This window comes from Serratia marcescens (genome assembly GCF_029846115.1).
GTDB lineage: Bacteria > Pseudomonadota > Gammaproteobacteria > Enterobacterales > Enterobacteriaceae > Serratia > Serratia marcescens_L.
Window position 1 is genome coordinate 2,150,385 of sequence record NZ_JARVZZ010000001.1, and the last position, 21,728, is coordinate 2,172,112.

The window sequence follows — 21,728 nt, forward strand, 5'->3', positions numbered from 1 at the left end:
AGCGGGCTTTTCTAAATATGGCTGGGGTGCCAGGATTCGAACCTGGGTATGCTGGTATCAGAAACCAGAGCCTTACCGCTTGGCGACACCCCAATTATGGTGGCTACGACGGGATTTGAACCTGTGACCCCATCATTATGAGTGATGTGCTCTAACCAGCTGAGCTACGTAGCCGATGTTACTTTTTACTTCTTTGATTTGCAAGCAGTTTGTGATGGCTGGGGTACCTGGATTCGAACCAGGGAATGCCGGTATCAAAAACCGGTGCCTTACCGCTTGGCGATACCCCACCTGCAAACAAATCTTATGTTGAAACCCCGTTCCCGAAAGAATATGGCTGGGGTACCTGGATTCGAACCAGGGAATGCCGGTATCAAAAACCGGTGCCTTACCGCTTGGCGATACCCCATCAACATACTGCGCCGACGATGAAGAGAAATGGTGCGGGAGGCGAGACTTGAACTCGCACACCTTGCGGCGCCAGAACCTAAATCTGGTGCGTCTACCAATTTCGCCACTCCCGCAAATGCAAAAAAGAGATGGTGGCTACGACGGGATTCGAACCTGTGACCCCATCATTATGAGTGATGTGCTCTAACCAGCTGAGCTACGTAGCCCTCTTTTTTGCTTTGCCTTCATCGGCGTTGCGGGGCGCATTATGCGTATATGACCGATTTGCGTCAACAAGTTTTTTCCCGAAAAAGCGCCCGGAAGCGCCGTTTGTCTGGCTTGTGAACATTATGGCGATAAAATCGGCAATTCAGGCAGTTGGCGGGGGAGAAAGGCAACAAAAAGGCGGGCCAAAAGGCCCGCCCCGAGGGAAAACGCCGCGTGATTATTTATAGGCGGCCTGGTGCACGCCGACGGCGCGGCCGGAAGGATCGTCCATCTTCTTAAACGATTCGTCCCATTCGATGGCCTTGGCGGACGAGCAGGCGACGGACGGGCCGCCCGGCACGCATTCGGCGGCGCTCGGCAGCGGGAACAACTCTTCAAAGATCTCGCGGTACAGGTAGCCTTCTTTAGACGTTGGCGTGTTGTACGGGAAGCGGAAACGCGCGGTTTCGAGCTGTTGATCGCTGATTTGCTGCGCAGCGACCTCTTTTAGCGTGTCGATCCAGCTGTAGCCGACGCCGTCGGAGAACTGCTCTTTTTGGCGCCAGGCCACGCTGGCCGGCAAATAGGACTCGAAACATTCGCGAACGATGTGCTTTTCCATTTTGCCGTTGCCGCACATTTTATCTTTCGGGTTGATGCGCATCGCCACGTCGAGGAATTTCTTGTCCAGGAACGGCACGCGGGCTTCGACGCCCCAGGCCGACATCGCCTTGTTGGCGCGCGCGCAGTCGAACATATGCAGCGCCAGCAGTTTACGCACGGTTTCTTCGTGGAATTCGCGGGCGTCCGGCGCCTTATGGAAGTAGAGGTAGCCGCCGAACACTTCGTCCGCGCCTTCGCCGGAAAGCACCATCTTGATACCCATCGCCTTGATTTTTCGCGACATCAGGTACATCGGCGTCGAGGCGCGAATGGTGGTGACGTCATAGGTTTCGATGTGGTAAATCACGTCGCGGATGGCGTCCAGGCCTTCCTGCACGGTGAAGTGGATCTCATGGTGCACGGTGCCCAGGTGGTTAGCCACCTCTTGCGCGGCGCGCAGATCCGGCGAGCCTTCCAGGCCGACGGCGAAGGAGTGCAGCTGTGGCCACCAGGCCTCGCTGCGTTCCTGATCTTCCACGCGGCGCGCGGCGTACTTCTTGGTGATCGCCGAGATGACCGAGGAATCCAGCCCGCCCGACAGCAGCACGCCGTAAGGCACGTCGGACATCAGGTGGCTTTTCACCGACTCTTCCAGCGCGGTGCGCAGGGCGGTGGCGTCGGTCACGTTGTCTTTGACGCTGTCGTAATCGAACCAGTCGCGGCGATAGTATTCGCGGATCTCACCGTCCTGGCTCCACAGGTAGCTGCCAGCCGGGAATTCCTTGATGGTGCGGCACACCGGCACCAGCGCTTTCATTTCCGAGGCGACATACAGGTTGCCGTGCTCGTCGTGGCCCATGTACAGCGGGATGATGCCCAGATGATCGCGGCCGATCAGATAGGCGTCTTTTTCGGTGTCATACAAGGCGAAGGCGAACATGCCTTGCAGGTCGTCGAGGAAATCCGGGCCTTTCTCCTGATACAGCGCCAGGATCACTTCACAGTCGGAACCGGTCTGGAACGCGTAGCGGTCGCTCAGCTGTTGGCGCAGCGCCTGGTGGTTGTAAATTTCGCCGTTGACCGCCAGAACGTGGGTGTGCGCAGCGTTGTACAGCGGTTGAGCGCCGTTGTTGACGTCGACGATCGACAGGCGTTCGTGAGCCAAAATGGCTTTGTCGCTGGCGTAAACGCCGGACCAATCCGGGCCGCGGTGGCGCATCAGGCGCGACAGCTCCAGCGCTTTCTTACGCAGTTCAACGGGATCGGACTTCAGATCGAGCACACCGAAAATAGAACACATACAACTCTCCTAACGGGCTTTTATGACTGTGATGTTGTTTTTTACTGTTATGGGCAGCATTGCCGATTCATCAGCGATAACGCGGTTTTGCTGCGCTGTGGTTATGAAAATGCGCCTAAAGCTGCAGGAGATGCAAGCGTTTTAGCCATACGCTGAGAAATAGTTGTTTGCGAGGGCGTGGTTTTTAACGGATTTCCAGTTATCGGCGGGAAAAATTAGCGATTATGCAATTTTTAACGCGATGACGGGATTGCCGGCCGGTTTGGCCGGCAATCGATTGGCGATTAGGCGATGAGCTGCCACAGGGTGAAGGCGGCGTCCGGCGTCCAGCCGGCGTTGGAAGTGTGCGCCTGGATACAGGTGTATTTCTTGCCTTTATAACTCACCACGTCGCCGGCTTTGTAGCTGTGGTTGTTCTGCCACTCGGGCGCCCCCGGATCGGGTGGCGTACCGTCGTTGGCGGTTTTAACCGCCAGCGCGCTGCTCGGCAGCGAGGTATTGTCCTGGCTGTCGGTGGCGGTAACGAAGTAGCTGTACTGGGTGACCGGGGTCAGGCCGCTGTCGGCCAGCGACAGGCCGGCGGTCTGGCCGATCGGGGTGCCGTTGCGGTAGACGGTGTAGCTGGCGATCGGTAAGGTGCCGGTGGCGGCGGCCCAGCTCAGCTTCAGCGAGGTGGCGCCCAGCTCGGCGACCGTCAGCGCAGTCGGTGCATTAGGTTTTCCCGGCGGTGGGGTAACGCCGCCCTGAATCAGCGGCGCGTAGCGGGTTTTGAATTCCCAGTTGTAGGCCACGCCGGCTTTGCTCTTGCCGTTGTCCCAGTTGATTGACCAGGTCATCAGGCCCTTGATCGACAGGTTCTTGGCGTCGAGACGCGAGAAAGCGTTATATACCGCCTGTTTATCGATCACGTAGCCGGTGGCGGCGGCGTCGTTGTTGCTCGGCAGGCCGATGACGAATTTCGCCGCCGGGATCTTCGCATAGCCGCGGGTGCCGGTAACCAGGCTTTCCGTCAGGTAGTAGAGGAAGTCCTCTTTCATGGCGTCGTTATTCTGCGTGATCCAGGCATTGAGTTCATCCACCCAAATACCGTCGCCGCCCTGGTTATAATATTGCGGCGCGATAAAGTCGTAATAGCCTTCGAGGGTGTTGATATAATCCAGGTAGGTGCCGTTGGTGCGCAAATACGGGAATTCCGGCGCCATGCTGATAATAAAGTTCTTCCCCTGCGCAGCGTAATAGTCTTTTACTTTTTTCAACGCCGCAGGCAAGACAGTTTTATTATTGGCTGCACCGATCGCCGCCTGTTCCAGATCGATATCCAGGCCGTCGAAGCCATAGACTTCCACCAGGCGAATAATCTCGTCTTTCAGCTTATCTTCGTCGCCGGTCTTCAGTTCGATATGCGCGTCTGCGCCGCCGAGGGAGATCAGCACCGCGCGGCCCTGGCTGTTCAGCACGCCCACCTGTCGGCGGAACTCGGCGTCGGACAGGTTGTAAGGTTTGAAGGTTGGGATGCCCTGGCCTTTCATAAAGGCGACGGCCACCACATTGTATTCGGCGGGAATGTCGGTCAGGTTCATATTGGCGAACTGGCCTTGCTGATAGCCGTCACTGGCGCCGGCGGCCCAGTTGTGCCAAAAACCCATCAGGATTTTTTTATTGGCGATAGTCGGCATAATGGCTGCGTCATCGGCGGCGGCATTAATCATGTTATTTGTGCTCATGGTAGCCTCATTAATTAGGGGTAAAGGTTTTCCGCTGGCCGGCAATATCAGCTATTGGCGGGGCGTAAGGTTATAATGAGGATTTTTAGCGCAGGCAGGCTGAAACCTTTTGCGGTCATGAACGAATTAAATTCAAACTGCGGTCAGGAAGAGAGAAATAATGGCGGCCGGGCAGCCGCCATAATGCATCAGAAAATGGTGATATCGGCAACGGAAGGGTAGACGTAGCTCGGGCGGAACGGCATGGTTTCGATGTCGCTCAGCGTGGAGACGCCGGACAGCACCAGCACGGTTTCCAGACCGGCCTGGAAGCCCGCCAGAATGTCGGTGCGCAGGTTGTCGCCGACGATCACCGTCTCTTCCGAGTGCGCCTGCATTTTGTTCAAGGCGGCGCGAATGATCCACGGGCTGGGCTTGCCGACGTAAAACGGCTTGCGGCCGGTGATCTTCTCGATGGGGGCGCACAGCGCGCCGCAGGCCGGCGAGAAGCCGTGGCCGTGGCTATCCGGGTTGGTGGCGATAAAGCGCGCGCCGTTACTGACGAAGTAGGCGGCCTTGTGCATCATGTCCCAGTTGTAAGAGCGGGTTTCACCGACGATCACGAAATCCGGGTTGATGTCGGTGATGGTGAAACCGGCTTTGTACAGCTCATGGATCAGGGCGCCTTCGCCGACCACGTAGGCTTTTTTGCCTTCCTGGCGACGCAGGAAATCGGCGGTGGCCATCGCCGAGGTATAGAACGCGCTCTCCGGCACTTCCAGCCCGGCGGCGGCAAAGCGGTTCGCCAGATCCTGCGCGGTCTGTGACGGGTAGTTGGTCAGCACCACCAGCGGCATGCCTTGTTCCTGGATGCGCGCCAGGAACAGATCGGCGCCGGGCACCGGCGTATTGTCATGCAGCAGCACGCCGTCGATATCGCATATAACGTTTTTGATTTTCATTTGTCGCTGTTTCTCATGATTACGGCAGGCAAGGGGTGACGATAACACACCTGCCAGAAGCGGCGGATCAGCTTTCCAGTAATCGCTGCAAGAGCACGCCGTTGAGCATCGCGCGTTTGGCCAGGGCGAAAGCGCCGATCGCCGAGCGATGATTAAGTTCGGAGATCACCACCGGCAGATTTTTGCGGAAGTCCTTCAGCACCTGTGTATTGATGCAGCTCTGGATCGCCGGCAGCAGCACCTTGTCTGCCTCGGTGATCTCACCGGCGATCACCACCTTCTGCGGATTGAACAGGTTGATGGCGATGGCCACCGCCTTGCCCAGATAGCGGCCGACGTGTTCGATCACTTCGCTGGCCAGCAGATCGCCGCGGTTGGCGGCCTTGCAGATGGCGTTGATGCCGCAGTCTTCCAGCGTCAGTTTGCTCGGGTAGCCCTGGCTCAGCAGTTGGCGCACACGCTGTTCGATCGCCGCGTTGGCGGCCACGGTTTCCAGGCAGCCGAAGTTGCCGCAGTGGCAGCGTTCACCCAGCGGATCGATCTGGATATGGCCGATCTCGCCGACGTTGCCGTTATTGCCGAGAAAAATTTGCCCGTTGACGATGATCCCGGCGCCGGTGCCGCGGTGCAGGCGCACCAGAATTGAGTCTTCGCAGTCGCGGGTGGCGCCGAAGTAGTGTTCCGCCAGCGCCAGGCTGCGGATGTCGTGGCCGACGAAACTGGTGACGTTGAAGCGCTGCTGCAGGTTGTCCACCAGCGCCCAGTTGCTGACGCTGATGTGCGGCATGTAGCGCACCACGCCCAGCGCCGGATCCACCAGGCCGGGCAGGATCACCGCGATGGCGATCAGCTCGCGCAGGCGGCGTTGGTTCGCTTCGATGAATTGGGCGATGGCGGCGAACAGCGCATTTTCCAGCGTTTCCTGGGTGCGTTCCGGCAGCGGATAGTGTTCTTCGCCGAGCGATTTACCGCTCATGTCATACAGGGTGATGGTGGCGTCGTGGCGGCCGAGACGCACCGCGACGGTATGGAAATGACGGGTTTCCGACACGATGGAAATCGCACGGCGACCGCCGGTGGAGGCTTGCTGATCGACTTCTTTGATCAGCCCGCGCTCCAGCAGCTGGCGAGTAATTTTGGTGACGCTGGCGGGGGCAAGCTGGCTGAGTTCGGCAATTTGAATGCGCGAGATCGGGCCCTGCTGGTCGATCAGGCGGTAAACTGCCGCGCCGTTAAGCTGTTTGACTAAGTCAACGTTCCCTATTTGTGCTTGTCCGCCAGTGCTCATCAATAATGTTACTCGCTGTTCATTGAATTAAACCTCGTTACCGTTAACGAGCGTTTTGGTGATCTTGAAATCACGGGTGAAGGCGGTCAGGTTAGCCACCTTGCCGGCTTCGATGGTGCCCAGACGCTGCTCGACGCCGATGGCGCGCGCCGGATACAGCGTCGCCATACGCAGCGCTTCGTCCAGCGCGATGCCGACATGCTCGACGCTGTTTTGCACCGCTTCGATCATGGTCAGTGCGGAACCGCTCAGGGTACCGTTCTCATCCACGCACAGCCCATCCCGATAGTATATTGTTTTACCGGCGAAAATAAATTGGTCAATATCTGCACCTGCCGGTGCGGTCGCGTCGGTGACCAATACCAATTTATCACCTTTCAGGCGTTTGGCGTTACGGATACTCGCCCAGGCCACGTGATGGCCGTCGGCGATGATGCCGGTATAGACCTCCGGCGTATCGAAGATCGCCCCCATCAGCCCCGGTTCGCGGCCGGTGATATACGGCATGGCGTTGTACAGGTGGGTGGCGAAGCTGATGCCGGCGGCGAAGCCGGTGCGCGCCTGATCGTAGGTGGCGTTCGAGTGGCCGGCGGAGACCACGATGCCGGCCTCGGTCAGCTGCTTGATAACGTGCGGCTCAACCATTTCCGGCGCCAGCGTCACCTTGGTGATCACGTCGGCGTTGGCGCACAGGTAATCGATCATGTCCTGAGTTGGCTTGCGAATGAACGCCGGGTTATGGGTGCCTTTTTTCACCGGGCTGAGGTACGGCCCTTCCAGGTGCAGGCCCAGCGCCTGGTTTTGGTGCTTTTTCAGATAAGCACGCATCACGTCGACGCTGTGCTTCATGAATTCGTCGCTGCTGGTGATCAGCGTCGGCAGATAGCTGGTGCAGCCGGATTTCTCGTTGGCGCGCTGCATGATCTCCAGCGTTTCTTCCGAAATCGCTTCCAGCGAATCGTTGAACTGGACGCCGCCGCAGCCGTTCAGCTGCACGTCGATCAGCCCGGGGGCCAGGATGGCGCCACCCAGGTCGCGCGTTTCGATGCCGGCGGGCAATTCAGCCGCCGGGCAGACTCTCTCGATCAGCCCATCAGCGATAATGACTGCATGGTCATCAAGTACGTCGTGGCCGGTATAGATTCGGCCGTGGGTTAAAGCGAACATCGTAGCCCCCTGCAAAGATTAAAGACTTTTCACGCTTTCCGCTTCTAACTCGCGGAAATATTTGACGGTTTTGACTTTCAGCTCCATGGTGGCCGGCTCGTCGCACACCACCACCGCTTTGGCGTGCAGCTGCAGGCAGCTGATGGTCCACATGTGGTTGATGTTGCCTTCCACCGCGGCTTCCAGCGCCTGCGCCTTGGCGTGGCCAGTCACCAGGATCATCACTTCTTCGGCATCCAGCAGCGTGCCCACGCCGACGGTCAACGCATATTTCGGCACCAGGCTGACGTCGCCGCCGAAGAAGCGCGAGTTGGCGATGCGGGTGTCTTCGGTCAGCGTTTTGATGCGGGTGCGTGAAGCCAGGGACGAAGCCGGCTCGTTGAACGCGATATGGCCGTCGATGCCCACGCCGCCCATGAACAGGTTAATTTTGCCGTAAGACTTGATCTTCTCTTCGTACTGGCGGCACTCGGCGTCGACATCCGCGGCGTTGCCGTTCAGCAGGTTGATATTCTCACGAGGGATATCAACGTGGTCAAAGAAGTTGCGGTACATGAAGGTGTGGTAGCTTTCCGGGTGTTCCTGCGGCAGGCCAACGTACTCGTCCATGTTGAAAGTCACAACATGCTTAAAGCTTACTTCACCTGCTTTGTGCATCGCAATCAGATGTTTGTAGGCTTCCAGCGGCGTGCCGCCGGTGGGCAGGCCGAGGACAAACGGGCGCTCTGCGGTTGGCTTGAATGCGTTGATGCGTTGAACGATATGACGCGCGGCCCATTTGCCGACTTGTGCGGTATCTTTCAGTGGGATAAGTCTCATCTAACACCTCTTGGGATAAGTAAACTAAAGCTATACTGTACGGGCCTGCGGGAGTCCTAAGCGTAACCCAGCTTTATGATTCTCGCGTGAATCGTCCGTCCGGTTGATTTTTTGAATGATAAAATAAGTTTTGTGTGATGGCCAGCAATCTGGGAGGGAAAGACTACTTTTTGGTGATATTTATCACAAAAAGGGAGGTTTTAATTTGCGATACAAAATAAATTTTTTACACTCGGCATGAGTGATACGTGCCATGCGTTTTTTCTAAAAAGGTAGTGAGAGCTCCAAATAAACTACTAATAGGGTCCGTCCGCGGACAACATAGGGGGAAAAGGTGAACATTCTTAGTTATTTGCAAAAGGTGGGACGGGCGCTGATGGTGCCGGTCGCCACGCTGCCCGCCGCCGCCATCTTGATGGGCGTCGGGTACTGGATTGACCCTGTTGGTTGGGGCGGCGACAACGCTTTCGCCGCTTTATTGATTAAATCCGGCTCTGCGATTATCGATCATATGGCCGTGTTGTTCGCCGTTGGTGTGGCCTACGGCATGTCCAAAGACAAGGACGGCTCTGCCGCACTGACCGGCTTCGTCGGTTTTCTCGTGTTGACCACCCTCTGTTCACCGGCCGCCGTGTCGATGATTCAGAAGATCCCGCTCGATCAGGTGCCTGCCGCGTTCGGCAAGATTGAAAACCAGTTCGTCGGTATTCTGGTGGGTATCATCTCTGCCGAAGTGTACAACCGCTTCAGCGGCGTCGAGCTGCCTAAGGCGCTGTCGTTCTTCAGCGGCCGCCGCCTGGTGCCGATCCTCATTTCCTTCCTGATGATCCTGGTCGCTTACATCCTGATGTTCGTCTGGCCAGTGGTGTTCGGCGCTCTGGTGAGCTTCGGTGAACACATCCAGAAATTGGGCTCGGTCGGCGCGGGCATCTATGCCTTCTTCAACCGCCTGCTGATCCCGGTCGGCCTGCACCACGCGCTGAACTCAGTGTTCTGGTTCGACGTGGCCGGCATCAACGATATCCCTAACTTCCTCGGCGGCCAGCAGTCGATCGACGCGGGTAAAGCGGTCGTCGGCATCACCGGTCGTTATCAGGCGGGCTTCTTCCCGATCATGATGTTCGGTCTGCCGGGGGCGGCGCTGGCCATTTATCACTGCGCACGCCCTGAGAATAAGGCGAAAGTGCTGGGGATCATGATGGCGGGGGCATTCGCTGCCTTCTTTACCGGCATCACCGAACCGCTGGAATTCTCCTTCATGTTTGTGGCGCCGGTGCTGTATGTGATCCACGCCGTGTTGACCGGTATCTCGGTGTTCATTGCCGCTAACATGCATTGGATTTCAGGCTTCGGCTTCAGCGCCGGCCTGGTGGATATGATGCTGTGGGTGCGTAACCCGCTGGCGACCCACTGGTACATGCTGATCCCGCAGGGCCTGGTGTTCTTCGTTATCTACTACGTGGTGTTCCGCTTCACCATCAACAAATTCAACCTGATGACCCCGGGCCGCGAGCTGGCGGTTGCCGGTGACGAAACCGACGGTTACGACGTCAACGTCAACAGCAACGGCGGTAAAGACGAGAACGAAACCACCACGCTGGCCCGTCGCTACGTCGGCGCGATCGGCGGTTCCGACAACCTGACCGGTATCGATGCCTGCATCACTCGCCTGCGTTTGAACGTGAAAGACTCCGCGCTGGTGAACGACGCATTGGCGAAACGCCTCGGCGCATCCGGCGTTATCCGCCTGAACAAGCAGAGCGTGCAAGTGATCGTCGGCACCCGTGCCGAGCTGATTGCCAGCGCAATGCGCAACGTGATTGCAGCCGGCCCGGTAGCGGCAGCGGTGGCCCCGGCGGCGGCACCTGCCGCAGAAGCCAAACCGCAGGCGGTACCGAACGCACCGAAAACCGCGTTTGAAACGCTGGTGGCGCCGGTGACCGGTGAAGTCGTGGCGCTCGATCAGGTGCCGGACGAAGCTTTCGCCAGCAAGGCGGTAGGCGACGGCCTGGCGATTCGCCCGACCGACAAGCTCGTCGTGGCGCCGGCGGACGGCACCGTGGTGAAAATCTTCAATACCAACCACGCGTTCTGCCTGGAAACCGACAAGGGCGCCGAGATCGTGGTGCACATGGGGATCGACACCGTCGCGCTGGAAGGGCAGGGCTTCAAACGCCTGGTGGAAGAGGGCGCGGAAGTGAAAGCCGGTCAACCGATTCTGGAACTGGATCTGGATTATCTCAACGCCAATGCGCGTTCGATGATAAGTCCGGTGGTGGTCAGCAACTCTGACGACTACGCCGGCCTGGCGGCGCTGGCCAGCGGCTCTGTGGTCGCCGGTCAGACCAAGCTGTACGAGATCCAAAAGTAAGGCCGTTTTTACCTGAGTAGTACCGGGGGCCGGTCACGCATCATGGCGGAGTGTGCCCCGACTTGGCGGGAAGAGAGCGATCTCTTCCCGCTTTTTTTATCCCCTTTCGCTCCACGGCGGTGCGCTGTGCGCCTATGGCGCAACGCGCCGCATTTTTCGTGAAACAAACGGTTGTTTCCAGACGTGGCTTGTTGGATCATAGGCGGTTATGTGTAGCGCTTTGCATTGAGGAACAGTGAAATGAGTGAGGCTGAAGCCCGCCCAACCAATTTTATCCGTCAGATCGTCGATGAAGATCTGGCGTCGGGGAAACACACGTCGGTACATACCCGCTTCCCGCCGGAGCCTAACGGCTATCTGCATATCGGCCACGCCAAGTCCATCTGCCTGAACTTCGGCATCGCCAAGGACTATCAGGGCCAGTGCAACCTGCGTTTCGATGACACCAACCCGGTGAAAGAAGACATCGAGTTCGTGGAGTCAATCAAGCACGACGTGGAGTGGCTGGGCTTTGAGTGGAGCGGCAACGTTCGTTACTCCTCAGACTATTTCGATCAGCTGCACCAGTATGCGGTTGAGCTGATCACCAAGGGGCTGGCCTACGTCGATGAGCTGTCGCCGGAGCAGATCCGTGAATATCGCGGCACCCTGACCGCGCCGGGCAAAGACAGCCCGTACCGCGGCCGCAGCGTGGAAGAGAACCTGGCGCTGTTCGAGAAGATGCGCAACGGCGAGTTCGCCGAAGGCGCCGCCTGCCTGCGCGCCAAGATCGATATGGCTTCGCCGTTTATCGTGATGCGCGATCCGGTGCTGTACCGCATCAAGTTCGCCGAACACCACCAGACCGGCAATAAATGGTGCATCTATCCGATGTACGATTTCACCCACTGCATTTCCGATGCGCTCGAAGGGATCACCCATTCGCTGTGCACCCTGGAATTCCAGGATAACCGCCGTCTGTATGACTGGGTGCTGGATAACATCACCATTCCTTGCCACCCGCGTCAGTACGAGTTTTCGCGCCTCAACCTCGAATACGCCATCATGTCGAAGCGCAAGCTGCACCAGCTGGTGGCCGAGAAGATCGTCGAAGGCTGGGACGATCCGCGTATGCCGACCGTCTCCGGTCTGCGTCGCCGTGGTTATACCGCCGCCTCGATTCGCGAGTTCTGCCTGCGCATCGGCGTGACCAAGCAAGACAACAACGTCGAGATGGTGGCGTTGGAATCCTGCATCCGCGACGATCTGAACGAGAACGCCCCGCGCGCCATGGCGGTGCTGGATCCGGTGAAAATCGTCATCGAGAACATGGGCGATGCGGTGGAAATGGTCACCATGCCTAACCACCCGAACAAGCCGGAAATGGGCAGCCGCGAAGTGCCGTTCAGCCGCGAGATCTATATCGATCGCGCCGACTTCCGCGAAGAAGCCAACAAGCAATACAAGCGTCTGGTGCTGGGCAAGGAAGTGCGTCTGCGCAATGCCTACGTGATCAAGGCCGAGCGCGTCGAGAAGGACGAAGCGGGCGAGATCACCACCCTCTTCTGCAGCTACGATGCGGAAACGCTGAGCAAAGATCCTGCCGACGGCCGCAAGGTGAAGGGCGTGATCCACTGGGTGTCAGCGGCGCACGCGCTGCCGGCGGAAATTCGCCTGTACGATCGCCTGTTCAGCGTGCCTAATCCGGGCGCGGCGGAGGATTTCCTCTCCACCATCAACCCGGAATCGCTGGTCATCAAGCACGGCTTCGTCGAGCCGAGCCTGGCGGCCGCACAGCCGGAGAAAGCCTATCAGTTCGAGCGTGAAGGTTACTTCTGCGCCGACAGCCGTCACTCGTCGGCCGAGCATCTGGTGTTTAACCGCACCGTCGGCCTGCGTGACACCTGGGCGAAAATCGAAGGCTAATCTTATTCGCCTGGAAAATTAATGAATCAGCGCGGCTTTAAGCCGCGCTTTTTTATGCCTGCACTCAGCTCGCGATCTATTCCTCCCTCATTTTATCCGGGATGCGTTTAATTAATAGCGACGCATTAACCCATTGGTTCTCTTATATTGGTCCTATTAGTCTTCATTTTCTCTTATATATTCGTGATGCGAATTAATTTCATTTAGAGAGCGCTCTCAGTTTTTATCTTCTGACTGACGGATTTAGTCAGGCTGAAACCATTAATCGTCTCTGGTTGACCCTGTATCTCAATTTATTCTGATTTAATTGAATTTTTTATTCGACACCTTCCATGATCACCGGCGTAACAAAATCTCACTGATATGTGCTCCTTGTCATACTTTGACAAATCTCCCGCATTTTTCATTTGATAATTCGCGTCGCGAAAAATAGTCTGTCTGTAGCAATTAGTGCTGTGGGAATAACATCTCGTCGGCAATATTTTTTACCCGTTCGGGTTTTTTATTGGCAGTCGTGCAGGGCAGTGGTGAACACAGGCGGCTGCAACTTTTAAGTTAAGTCAAAGAGGAATTTCAATATGGGTACGCACGGTGCTCAGCGTAAAACGCTGGCGCTCGCAGTCGCGGGCGCGCTGTTGGGAACAGGGTTTGCCATGGCGCCTGAGGCGAAAGCCGCAGGGTTTATCGATGATTCCACGCTGACCGGCGGCATTTATTACTGGCAACGTGAGCGCGACCGTAAAGATCTCAATCCGGACAGCAAGGATTACAACCAATACACCACCAACCTGTCGCACTCCACCGCCAACCTGAGCCTGGATTTCGCTTCGGGCTACGCCTGGGACATGTTTGGTTTGGACGTCGGTGCCTTTACCGCCATCGAGCTGGCAGAATCCAGCGCCAGCGGCCACCCGAACGAGATCGCGTTCTCCTCGAAAAACCGTACCTACGACGAAGACTATTCCGGTGACAAAGGCGGCGTGAGCCTGTACAAAGCCGCCGCCAAATTCAAATACGGCCCGGTCTGGGCGCGCGCCGGCTATATTCAGCCGAGCGGCCAAACCCTGCTGGCGCCGCACTGGAGCTTTATGCCGGGCACCTATCAGGGGGCCGAAGCCGGCGCCAAGTTCGACTACGGCGACGCCGGTGCGTTGAGCTTCTCCTACATGTGGACCGACAAATACAAGGCGCCGTGGCATATCGAGATGGACGACTTCCGCCAGAACGATAAGAAAACGCGCGTCTCCTACCTGCACTCGCTGGGTGCCAAGTACGATTTCAAAAACGATCTGGTGCTGGAAGCCGCCTTCGGCCAGGCGCAGGGTTATGTGAATCAATACTTCACCAAGGCGTCTTACAAATTCGATGTGCTCGGCAACCCGCTGACCACCAGTTACCAGTTCTACGGTGCGGAAGACCGCATCAGTAACAAGAACGATCCGAACAGCATCTACGACGGCCTGGCCTGGCTGCAGGCGCTGACCTTCGGTTACACCACCGGTCAATTCAACTGGCGTCTGGAAGGCACCATGGTCAAGGCGGAAGGCAACCAGGGCTTCTTCCTGCAGCGCATGACCCCGACCTACGCCTCGTCCAACGGTCGTCTGGACGTGTGGTGGGATAACCGCTCCGACTTTAACGCCAACGGCGAGAAAGCAGTGTACGCCGGCGTGATGTATGACCTCAGCAACTGGAACCTGCCGGGCATGGCGGTCGGTGGCTCCTACGTTTACGCCTGGGACGCCAAGCCGAGCACCAACCCGATCTACGATCAGAGCCAGCGCCTGAAAGAGAGCGCCTGGAGCCTGGATGCGATGTACACCATCCAGGAAGGGCGCGCCAAGGGCACCCTGATCAAACTGCACTACACCCAGTATGACAACCACACCAACATCCCGAGCTGGGGCGGCGGTTACGGCAACATCTTCCAGGACGAGAAAGACGTCAAGTTCATGGTCATCGCGCCATTCACCATCTTCTGATGCATTCCCCGGCCTCGCCGCCGGGGGCAGTTAAGGGAATTCAACGATGAAAAAAATCATGCTGATGTTGGCGGCCGCCGCGGCCTTGAGCGCCTGCGCGCAACCCGCCGCGCCGCCGGAAGACGCCAAATTGAAACAGGCGTATAGCGCCTGTATCAACACCGCCGAAGGTTCGCCGGAGCGTCTGCAGCCCTGCAAGGCGGTGCTGAACGTGTTGAAACAAGAGAAGCAGCACCAGCAGTTCGCCGCGCAGGAAACGGTGCGGGTGATGGATTATCAGAACTGCATTATGGCGGTGCACAGCGGTAACGGTCAGGCTTACGACGCCAAGTGCGGCAAGCTGTGGCAAGAAATTCGCGATAACAATAATTAAGAAGGACAAGAACATGAACGCATTCAAACTGAGCGCATTAGCCGCGTTGACGGCAACGATGGGATTCCTGGGCGGCATGGGAAACGCCATGGCCGATCAACAGCGGGTGGATCAGCTGAGCCAGCTGAAGCTGAACGTAAAAATGCTGGATAACCGCGCCGGTGAAAACGGCGTGGATTGCGCGGCGCTGGGCGCCGACTGGGCCTCATGCAACCGGGTGTTATTCACCCTCAGCAACGACGGCCAGGCGATCGACGGCAAAGACTGGGTCATCTATTTCCACAGCCCGCGCCAGACCCTGCGGGTAGACAACGACCAGTTCAAGATTGCTCACCTCACCGGCGATCTGTACAAGCTGGAGCCGACCGCCAAATTCAGCGGCTTCCCGGCCGGTAAGGCGGTGGAAATCCCGGTGGTCGCCGAATACTGGCAGCTGTTCAGAAACGACTTCCTGCCACGCTGGTATGCCACGTCCGGCGACGCCAAGCCGAAAATGCTGGCGAATACCGACACCGAAAACCTGGACCAGTTCGTGGCGCCGTTCACCGGCGACCAGTGGAAGCGCACCAAGGACGACAAAAACATTCTGATGACGCCGGCTTCGCGCTTTGTCAGCAATGCCGATCTGCAGACGCTGCCTGCCGGCGCGCTGCGCGGCCAGATCGTGCCGACGCCGATGCAGGTGAAGGTTCACGCGCAGGACGTCGATTTGCGCAAAGGGGTATCGCCGGATCTGAGCACGTTGGTCAAGCCGGCGGCGGACGTCGTCAACCAGCGCTTCGCGCTGCTGGGCGTGCCGGTTCAGGCCAACGGCTATCCAATCAAGACCGACATCCAGCCGGGCAAGTTTAAAGGCGCGATGGCGGTGCCGGGCGCCTATGAGCTGAAAATCGGCAAGAAAGAGGCGCGGGTGATCGGCTTCGATCAGGCCGGGGTGTTCTACGGGCTGCAGTCGATCCTGTCGTTAGTGCCGAGCGACGGCAGCGGCAAGATTGCCACGCTGGACGCCAGCGATGCGCCGCGCTTCCAGTATCGCGGCATTTTCCTCGACGTGGCGCGCAACTTCCATAAGAAGGACGCGGTGCTGCGCCTGCTGGATCAGATGGCGGCCTACAAGCTCAACAAATTCCACTTCCACCTGAGCGATGACGAAGGCTGGCGCATCGAGATCCCCGGTTTGCCTGAGCTGACGGAAGTCGGTGGCCAGCGCTGCCACGATCTGAGCGAAACCACCTGCCTGCTGCCGCAGTACGGCCAAGGGCCGGACGTCTACGGCGGCTTCTTCAGCCGTCAGGACTATATCGACATCATAAAATATGCCCAGGCGCGCCAGATTGAGGTGATCCCGGAGATCGACATGCCGGCACACGCCCGCGCCGCGGTGGTCTCGATGGAAGCGCGCTATAAAAAGCTGCATGCCGCCGGGAAAGAGCAGGAGGCCAACGAATTCCGCCTGGTGGATCCGACCGATACCTCCAACACCACCTCCGTGCAGTTCTTTAACCGCCAGAGCTACCTGAACCCGTGCCTGGATTCTTCCCAGCGTTTTGTCGACAAGGTGATCGGCGAGATCGCCCAGATGCATAAAGAGGCCGGCCAGCCGATCAAGACCTGGCACTTCGGCGGCGACGAAGCGAAAAACATTCGCCTGGGCGCCGGCTACACCGACAAGGCGAAACCGGAGCCGGGCAAAGGCATCATCGATCAGAGCAACGAAGACAAGCCGTGGGCCAAGTCGCAGGTGTGCCAGACGATGATCAAAGAAGGCAAGGTGGCCGACATGGAGCATCTGCCAAGCTACTTCGGCCAAGAGGTCAGCAAGCTGGTGAAGGCGCATGGCATCGACAGAATGCAGGCCTGGCAGGATGGCCTGAAAGACGCCGAGAACGCGAAGGCGTTCGCCACCTCGCGCGTGGGCGTCAACTTCTGGGATACCCTGTACTGGGGCGGTTTCGATAGCGTCAACGACTGGGCCAACAAAGGGTATGAAGTGGTGGTTTCCAACCCGGACTACGTCTATATGGACTTCCCTTACGAGGTGAACCCGGACGAGCGCGGTTACTACTGGGGTACCCGCTTCAGCGACGAGCGCAAGGTGTTCAGCTTCGCGCCGGACAACATGCCGCAGAACGCGGAAACTTCGGTCGACCGCGACGGCAACCACTTCAGCGCCAAGAGCGACAAGCCGTGGCCGGGCGCCTACGGGCTGTCCGCTCAGCTGTGGAGCGAAACCCAGCGCACCGATCCGCAGATGGAATACATGATCTTCCCACGCGCGCTGTCGGTGGCAGAACGCGCCTGGCACCGCGCCGGTTGGGAACAGGACTACCGCGCAGGCCGCGAATACAAAGGCGGGGAAACCCACTTTGTCGATACCAAGATGCTGGAGAAAGACTGGCTGCGCTTCGCCAATATCCTGGGTCAGCGCGAACTGGCCAAGCTGGATAAGGGCGGCGTCGCTTACCGTCTGCCGGTGCCGGGCGCACGCGTAGCGGGCGGCAAGCTGGAGGCGAATATCGCGCTGCCGGGATTGGGCATCGAGTACTCCACCGACGGTGGCAAGCAGTGGCAGCGCTATGACGCCAAGGCCAAGCCGGCGGTCTCGGGTGACGTTCAGGTGCGGTCGGTCAGCCCGGACGGCAAACGCTACAGCCGCGCCGAAAAGGTCTAAGCCCGGTGCAACGGCCTGCTGTCCTGGCGGCGGCCGTATAACGAAGGGGGAATGCGTTCGCCCGCGCGTGTCGGCGTAGGGCGGACGTTGTAGTGAGAGGAGTACGTGGAGTCGCTGTGCCGCTGCAATTGTGATATTTCATGACATGATTTTCCCCCGGCTTGTCCGGGGATTTTTTTGCCCGTTGCACGGAGGGCATAAAAAAACCGCCTCGGTGGGAGGCGGTTTTTCATAGCCGGTCAGGCTTATTTCTTGTCGTGCAGCGTTTCGTCTTCGCGGCAGTCACCGGTTTCACAGTGGCCGTACAGGTACAGGCTGTGGTTGGTGAGCTTGATGCCGTGCTGCTTGGCGATATCACGCTGGCGCACTTCGATGGATTCGTCGCTGAATTCGATCACTTTGCCGCAGTCCAGGCAAATCAGGTGATCGTGGTGATGCTGTTGGGTCAGCTCGAACACGGACTTGCCGCCTTCGAAATTGTGACGTGTCACAATGCCCGCATCGTCAAACTGGTTCAGTACGCGATAAACCGTTGCCAGCCCGATCTCTTCGCCCATATCAATCAGTTTTTTGTACAAATCTTCCGCACTGACGTGATGGCATTCCGGATTTTGCAGTACTTCCAGGATTTTGAGTCGCGGAAGCGTGACTTTTAAGCCGGCCTTCTTCAATGCGATGTTGTTGTCGGTCATGCGAATTCAGTCCTGTTACTATGCTAATCAAGTTGAGGCGTACTCGCCTGTGGCATCGGTCGGCACAAAGAGTTAATGCGTCTCATTATAGAACCGGTTGTACTAAATGGAAACCGCCGGTTGTTAACAAAGATATAATTGCACTATTGCATGTTTTGCATGCAACGCCTTGATGGATGGGATAAACCGATACCTCAGTCTACCGTGACGGGGTGGGAAGTTACAAATCTGTAGCTTCTATCGCAGCAATCCCTGCTGCCGATGACGGCCCTGTGGGCACACTATGCACTTTACAGGGCCTTTGTTCAACCTTTCGCCAGTGCCGGGGCTTAGCCGACGATATCGGCCAGGCTCAGCTCTTCGACGATCTGTTTGACCCAAGCGTCCACGCGCTCGTTGGTCAGCTCCGGCTGACGGTCTTCGTCGATCGCCAAACCGATGAAGTGGTCGTCGTCCGCCAGGCCTTTGGAGGCCTCGAAGTGGTAGCCTTTGGTCGGCCAGTGGCCCACGATGGCCGCGCCGCGCGGTTCGATGATGTCGCGAATGGTGCCCATCGCGTCACAGAAGTATTCCGCGTAGTCTTCCTGGTCGCCGCAGCCGAACAGCGCCACCAGTTTGCCGTTGAAGTCGACTTCTTCCAGCGTCGGGAAGAAATCATCCCAGTCACACTGCGCTTCACCGTAATACCAGGTCGGGATACCCAGCAGCAGGATATCGAACCCTTCCAGGTCTTCTTTGCTGCTTTTAGCGATGTCATGCACTTCAGAGACGTCGTCGCCAAACTGTTTCTGGAGAATTTTCTGGATCATTTTGGCAATGTTTTCGGTATTGCCAGTGTCGCTGCCAAAGAAAATGCCTACAGTAGCCATATCGCGTATAACCTTTAAATTCAAGTAATTGCATTACTCGACGCCGGCACTGCCGCCGCTGACGCCGATTAAAATGATGCCATGGCAAGAGCCTTTCGCCTCCGGGGCGGGCGCCGACAGGCGCAGTCTCTTACCGGTAAATGCGTATCATGCCAGAAAGTGGCGCCGGGGTTTTATCGCATTTATGCGATGCCGGAGAATGAAGAAAAGCGTGGTCGATCCGGCGTTGTCCTTAACGCCGCGCCGCGCGTGCGGCCGAAGAGATCAATGTTCCGGCTGTTCTTCCGCCAGTTGTGCCAACAGCATCTGCTCGATGAGTTCGCTGCGGCTGATGTTGCGCTGTTCCGCCAGTTTGTTCAGGGCGTCCACCGCATCCGCGTTGATTTTCAGCTCTACGCGCCGCAATCCACGCACTTTATCGCGCCGTAACTGATTGCGCTTATTGATTCTAAGCTGTTCATCGCGGGAAAGCGGGTTGGTTTTCGGGCGCCCCGGACGGCGTTCATCTGCGAACAGATCCAGCGTCGTGCGATCCGTTTGTTCTTTTGCCATAGGTAGCGGTACTGCAAGGGAGTTTGCATCAAAAAGCGCTCGCACGCTTCCGGAGGCATCGGTTAACACACTTCGGGCCAATAAACCCTAACCCAAATTCACCCCCGAACCGGCGTTCGCGAACGCGCTGGCGCGGCGGCAAAATTATAGCGCGCCATATTACCCCAGCAGATGGAGCGGCGACAATGCCTAACTGCGGGCTAAACGCGCTAAGCCGTTATCTTTAGCGCGTTTTTTCGCCAGATGAGCGCACTTTTCAGGCTTCGTCGAGAAAACGGTGGATGGCGCGCAGCACCGCCTCCGGCTTTTCGGCGTGCACCCAATGGCCGGTGCCGGCAACGACGTGCGCGCGGGCCTGAGGGAACTGGCGCGCGATGTCTGCACGGTAACTGTCCTGCACGTACGGCGACAGGCCGCCGCGAATGAACAGGATTGGGTGCGGCCAGGCCGGCACATCCTGCCAGCCGGTGATGTCTTCGTAACGTTCGATCAGCACCGGCAGGTTGAAGCGCCATTCGCCGTTGTGGAAGGACTTCAGCAGGAACTGGATTACGCCTTCTTCCTGCAGATAGTCGCGCATCAGCTGGGCGGCCGCCTGGCGCTGGGTGATGCCGGCGGCGCTGACGGCCTTCAGCGCGGCGAAGATCTCGTCGTGACGGCGGGTCTGGTAATCCACCGGCGCGACGTCGATGACGATCAGCCTGGCTATGCGCTCGGGCGCGATGGCGGTCAGCGCCATCGCCGCTTTGCCGCCCATCGAATGACCGATGACGATCGCTTTCTCCAGCTGCAGTTCGTCGAGCAGCGCCAGCAGATCCTGCGCCATGGCGGGGTAGTTCATGTCGTCGGCGCGCGGGGAGAGGCCGTGGTTGCGCAGATCGACCTTGATCACGGTGTGCTGTTTATGCAGATCGCGCGCCAGCACGCCCAGGTTGTCCAGATTGCCGAACAGCCCGTGGATCAGCAGCACCGGCAGCGCGTCTGACTCGGCGGCCAGCAGTTGATAATGTAATTTCATGGCGAAGTTCATACTGAGAGAGATTCAGATTAGGGTATCATGATTGAATCGCACGATGAATCATGCGGAATTTTCGCGGCGCGGGCTTGGCAGTGCCGGCTATAGGTATTAGTCTGCATTTGCCGTCCGGAGGCACATTGTTGTGTTCGCTCCAGCGCTTTTAACCTTATAATCCCATGGCTTGAATGCAGGATCTGGCTTCAGGTTCTAAGTAGAAAAAACAGTATTGGATAAAGATGAAAACTATTGAAGTCGACGAAGAGCTTTACCGTTATATTGCCAGTCACACGCAACACATCGGTGAAAGCGCGTCCGATATTTTACGCCGCATGTTGAAATTCACCGCCGGGCAGCCGGTGCGCGCGTTGCCTGCTGCCAGTGCACCGCAGTCCGTCGAGCTGGAAAAAGCGGCGCCGGCGCAGCGCCCACGCGATCGCGTACGCGCCGTGCGTGAGCTGCTGCTGTCGGATGAATATGCCGAGCAGAACAAAGCGGTCAACCGTTTCATGCTGGTGCTGTCCACGCTGTATACCCTCGATGCCGCCGGTTTCGCCGCCGCTACCGAGGCGTTGACCGGCCGTACCCGCACCTATTTCGCCGGCGATCAGCAGACCCTGCTGGCCAACGGCACGCACACCAAGCCGAAGCATGTACCGGGCACCCCTTACTGGGTGATCACCAATACCAATACCGGCCGCAAACGCAGCATGATCGAACACATCATGCAGGCGATGCAGTTCCCGGCGGAACTGATCGAGAAAGTTTGCGGTACCGTCTAATTTAGCGAACAGCCCGTCATGCTGGCCGTGCGCGACGTATCTGCCCGGTCACCGACAGGGATGAGGGAGATATGTCG

The 21,728-nt window shown here is 58.0% G+C and carries 16 protein-coding genes and 6 tRNA genes; 6 read left to right on the forward strand and 16 right to left on the reverse strand.

The window, feature by feature from the left end:
- Positions 1–18: 18 nt before the first annotated feature.
- The 12 genes from QDT79_RS10010 to nagB form a co-directional block, all read right to left on the reverse strand.
- Positions 19–93 (reverse strand) — tRNA-Gln (locus QDT79_RS10010).
- 4 nt (positions 94–97) lie between these two features.
- Positions 98–174: transfer RNA gene (locus tag QDT79_RS10015), tRNA-Met, on the reverse strand.
- Between the two features lie 41 nt (positions 175–215).
- Positions 216–290, reverse strand: a tRNA-Gln gene (locus tag QDT79_RS10020).
- A gap of 44 nt (positions 291–334) precedes the next feature.
- Positions 335–409, reverse strand: a tRNA-Gln gene (locus QDT79_RS10025).
- A gap of 30 nt (positions 410–439) precedes the next feature.
- A tRNA-Leu gene (locus QDT79_RS10030) sits at positions 440–524 on the reverse strand.
- A 16-nt stretch (positions 525–540) separates the two neighbouring features.
- Positions 541–617 (reverse strand) — tRNA-Met (locus QDT79_RS10035).
- Positions 618–835: 218 nt separating this feature from the next.
- A complete protein-coding gene (asnB, locus tag QDT79_RS10040; RefSeq protein WP_033637446.1) occupies positions 836–2,500 on the reverse strand; it encodes an asparagine synthase B in 1,665 nt (554 codons plus the stop codon).
- A 284-nt stretch (positions 2,501–2,784) separates the two neighbouring features.
- Complete coding sequence (gene chiC, locus QDT79_RS10045) at positions 2,785–4,224, reverse strand: chitinase ChiC (RefSeq protein ID WP_308316453.1); 1,440 nt, start codon at positions 4,222–4,224, stop codon at positions 2,785–2,787.
- Between the two features lie 188 nt (positions 4,225–4,412).
- Positions 4,413–5,165: an HAD-IIA family hydrolase gene (locus QDT79_RS10050; protein WP_004939957.1), complete on the reverse strand. Its 753-nt coding sequence runs from the start codon at positions 5,163–5,165 to the stop codon at positions 4,413–4,415.
- A 67-nt stretch (positions 5,166–5,232) separates the two neighbouring features.
- On the reverse strand, positions 5,233–6,453 hold the full coding sequence (gene nagC / locus QDT79_RS10055; protein ID WP_308316454.1) for a DNA-binding transcriptional regulator NagC: 1,221 nt from the start codon (positions 6,451–6,453) through the stop codon (positions 5,233–5,235).
- A gap of 27 nt (positions 6,454–6,480) precedes the next feature.
- Positions 6,481–7,620 (reverse strand): N-acetylglucosamine-6-phosphate deacetylase, encoded by a 1,140-nt coding sequence (gene nagA / locus QDT79_RS10060; RefSeq protein WP_126171405.1) that lies wholly within the window; start codon positions 7,618–7,620, stop codon positions 6,481–6,483.
- Positions 7,621–7,638: 18 nt separating this feature from the next.
- Positions 7,639–8,439, reverse strand: a complete 801-nt coding sequence (nagB, locus tag QDT79_RS10065) for a glucosamine-6-phosphate deaminase (RefSeq protein WP_004939952.1) — start codon at positions 8,437–8,439, stop codon at positions 7,639–7,641.
- Positions 8,440–8,773: 334 nt separating this feature from the next.
- On the opposite strand from nagB, the gene nagE reads away from it, so the two are divergent.
- The 5 genes from nagE (at position 8,774) to QDT79_RS10090 (ending at position 17,741) form a co-directional block, all read left to right on the forward strand.
- A complete protein-coding gene (gene nagE, locus QDT79_RS10070; RefSeq protein WP_308316455.1) occupies positions 8,774–10,810 on the forward strand; it encodes an N-acetylglucosamine-specific PTS transporter subunit IIBC in 2,037 nt (678 codons plus the stop codon).
- 240 nt (positions 10,811–11,050) lie between these two features.
- Positions 11,051–12,715, forward strand: coding sequence for a glutamine--tRNA ligase (gene glnS / locus QDT79_RS10075; protein WP_107227277.1), 1,665 nt, complete (start codon positions 11,051–11,053; stop codon positions 12,713–12,715).
- Positions 12,716–13,293: 578 nt separating this feature from the next.
- On the forward strand, positions 13,294–14,697 hold the full coding sequence (gene chiP, locus QDT79_RS10080) for a chitoporin ChiP (RefSeq protein WP_019454060.1): 1,404 nt from the start codon (positions 13,294–13,296) through the stop codon (positions 14,695–14,697).
- 46 nt (positions 14,698–14,743) lie between these two features.
- Entirely contained in the window at positions 14,744–15,070 is a 327-nt protein-coding gene (chiQ, locus tag QDT79_RS10085) for a ChiQ/YbfN family lipoprotein (RefSeq protein ID WP_004939944.1), read from the forward strand.
- Positions 15,071–15,083: 13 nt separating this feature from the next.
- A complete protein-coding gene (locus QDT79_RS10090; RefSeq protein ID WP_308316456.1) occupies positions 15,084–17,741 on the forward strand; it encodes a beta-N-acetylhexosaminidase in 2,658 nt (885 codons plus the stop codon).
- Positions 17,742–17,986: 245 nt separating this feature from the next.
- On the opposite strand, the gene fur is transcribed toward QDT79_RS10090, so the two are convergent.
- From fur to ybfF, 4 genes are all read right to left on the reverse strand, one after another.
- Positions 17,987–18,433 (reverse strand): ferric iron uptake transcriptional regulator, encoded by a 447-nt coding sequence (gene fur / locus QDT79_RS10095; protein WP_019454058.1) that lies wholly within the window; start codon positions 18,431–18,433, stop codon positions 17,987–17,989.
- A gap of 329 nt (positions 18,434–18,762) precedes the next feature.
- The gene (gene fldA, locus QDT79_RS10100) at positions 18,763–19,302 is read right to left on the reverse strand and encodes a flavodoxin FldA (protein ID WP_025301862.1); all 540 of its coding nucleotides are present in this window, start codon (positions 19,300–19,302) and stop codon (positions 18,763–18,765) included.
- A gap of 264 nt (positions 19,303–19,566) precedes the next feature.
- Positions 19,567–19,854, reverse strand: coding sequence for a LexA regulated protein (gene ybfE, locus QDT79_RS10105; protein ID WP_004939936.1), 288 nt, complete (start codon positions 19,852–19,854; stop codon positions 19,567–19,569).
- A 256-nt stretch (positions 19,855–20,110) separates the two neighbouring features.
- Entirely contained in the window at positions 20,111–20,884 is a 774-nt protein-coding gene (ybfF, locus tag QDT79_RS10110; protein WP_308316457.1) for an esterase, read from the reverse strand.
- Positions 20,885–21,108: 224 nt separating this feature from the next.
- Between ybfF and seqA the strand changes: the two genes are divergently transcribed.
- Positions 21,109–21,651 carry a replication initiation negative regulator SeqA gene (seqA, locus tag QDT79_RS10115; protein WP_063991104.1) on the forward strand — a complete coding sequence of 181 codons (543 nt, stop codon included), beginning with the start codon at positions 21,109–21,111 and terminating at the stop codon, positions 21,649–21,651.
- Positions 21,652–21,728: the final 77 nt, after the last annotated feature.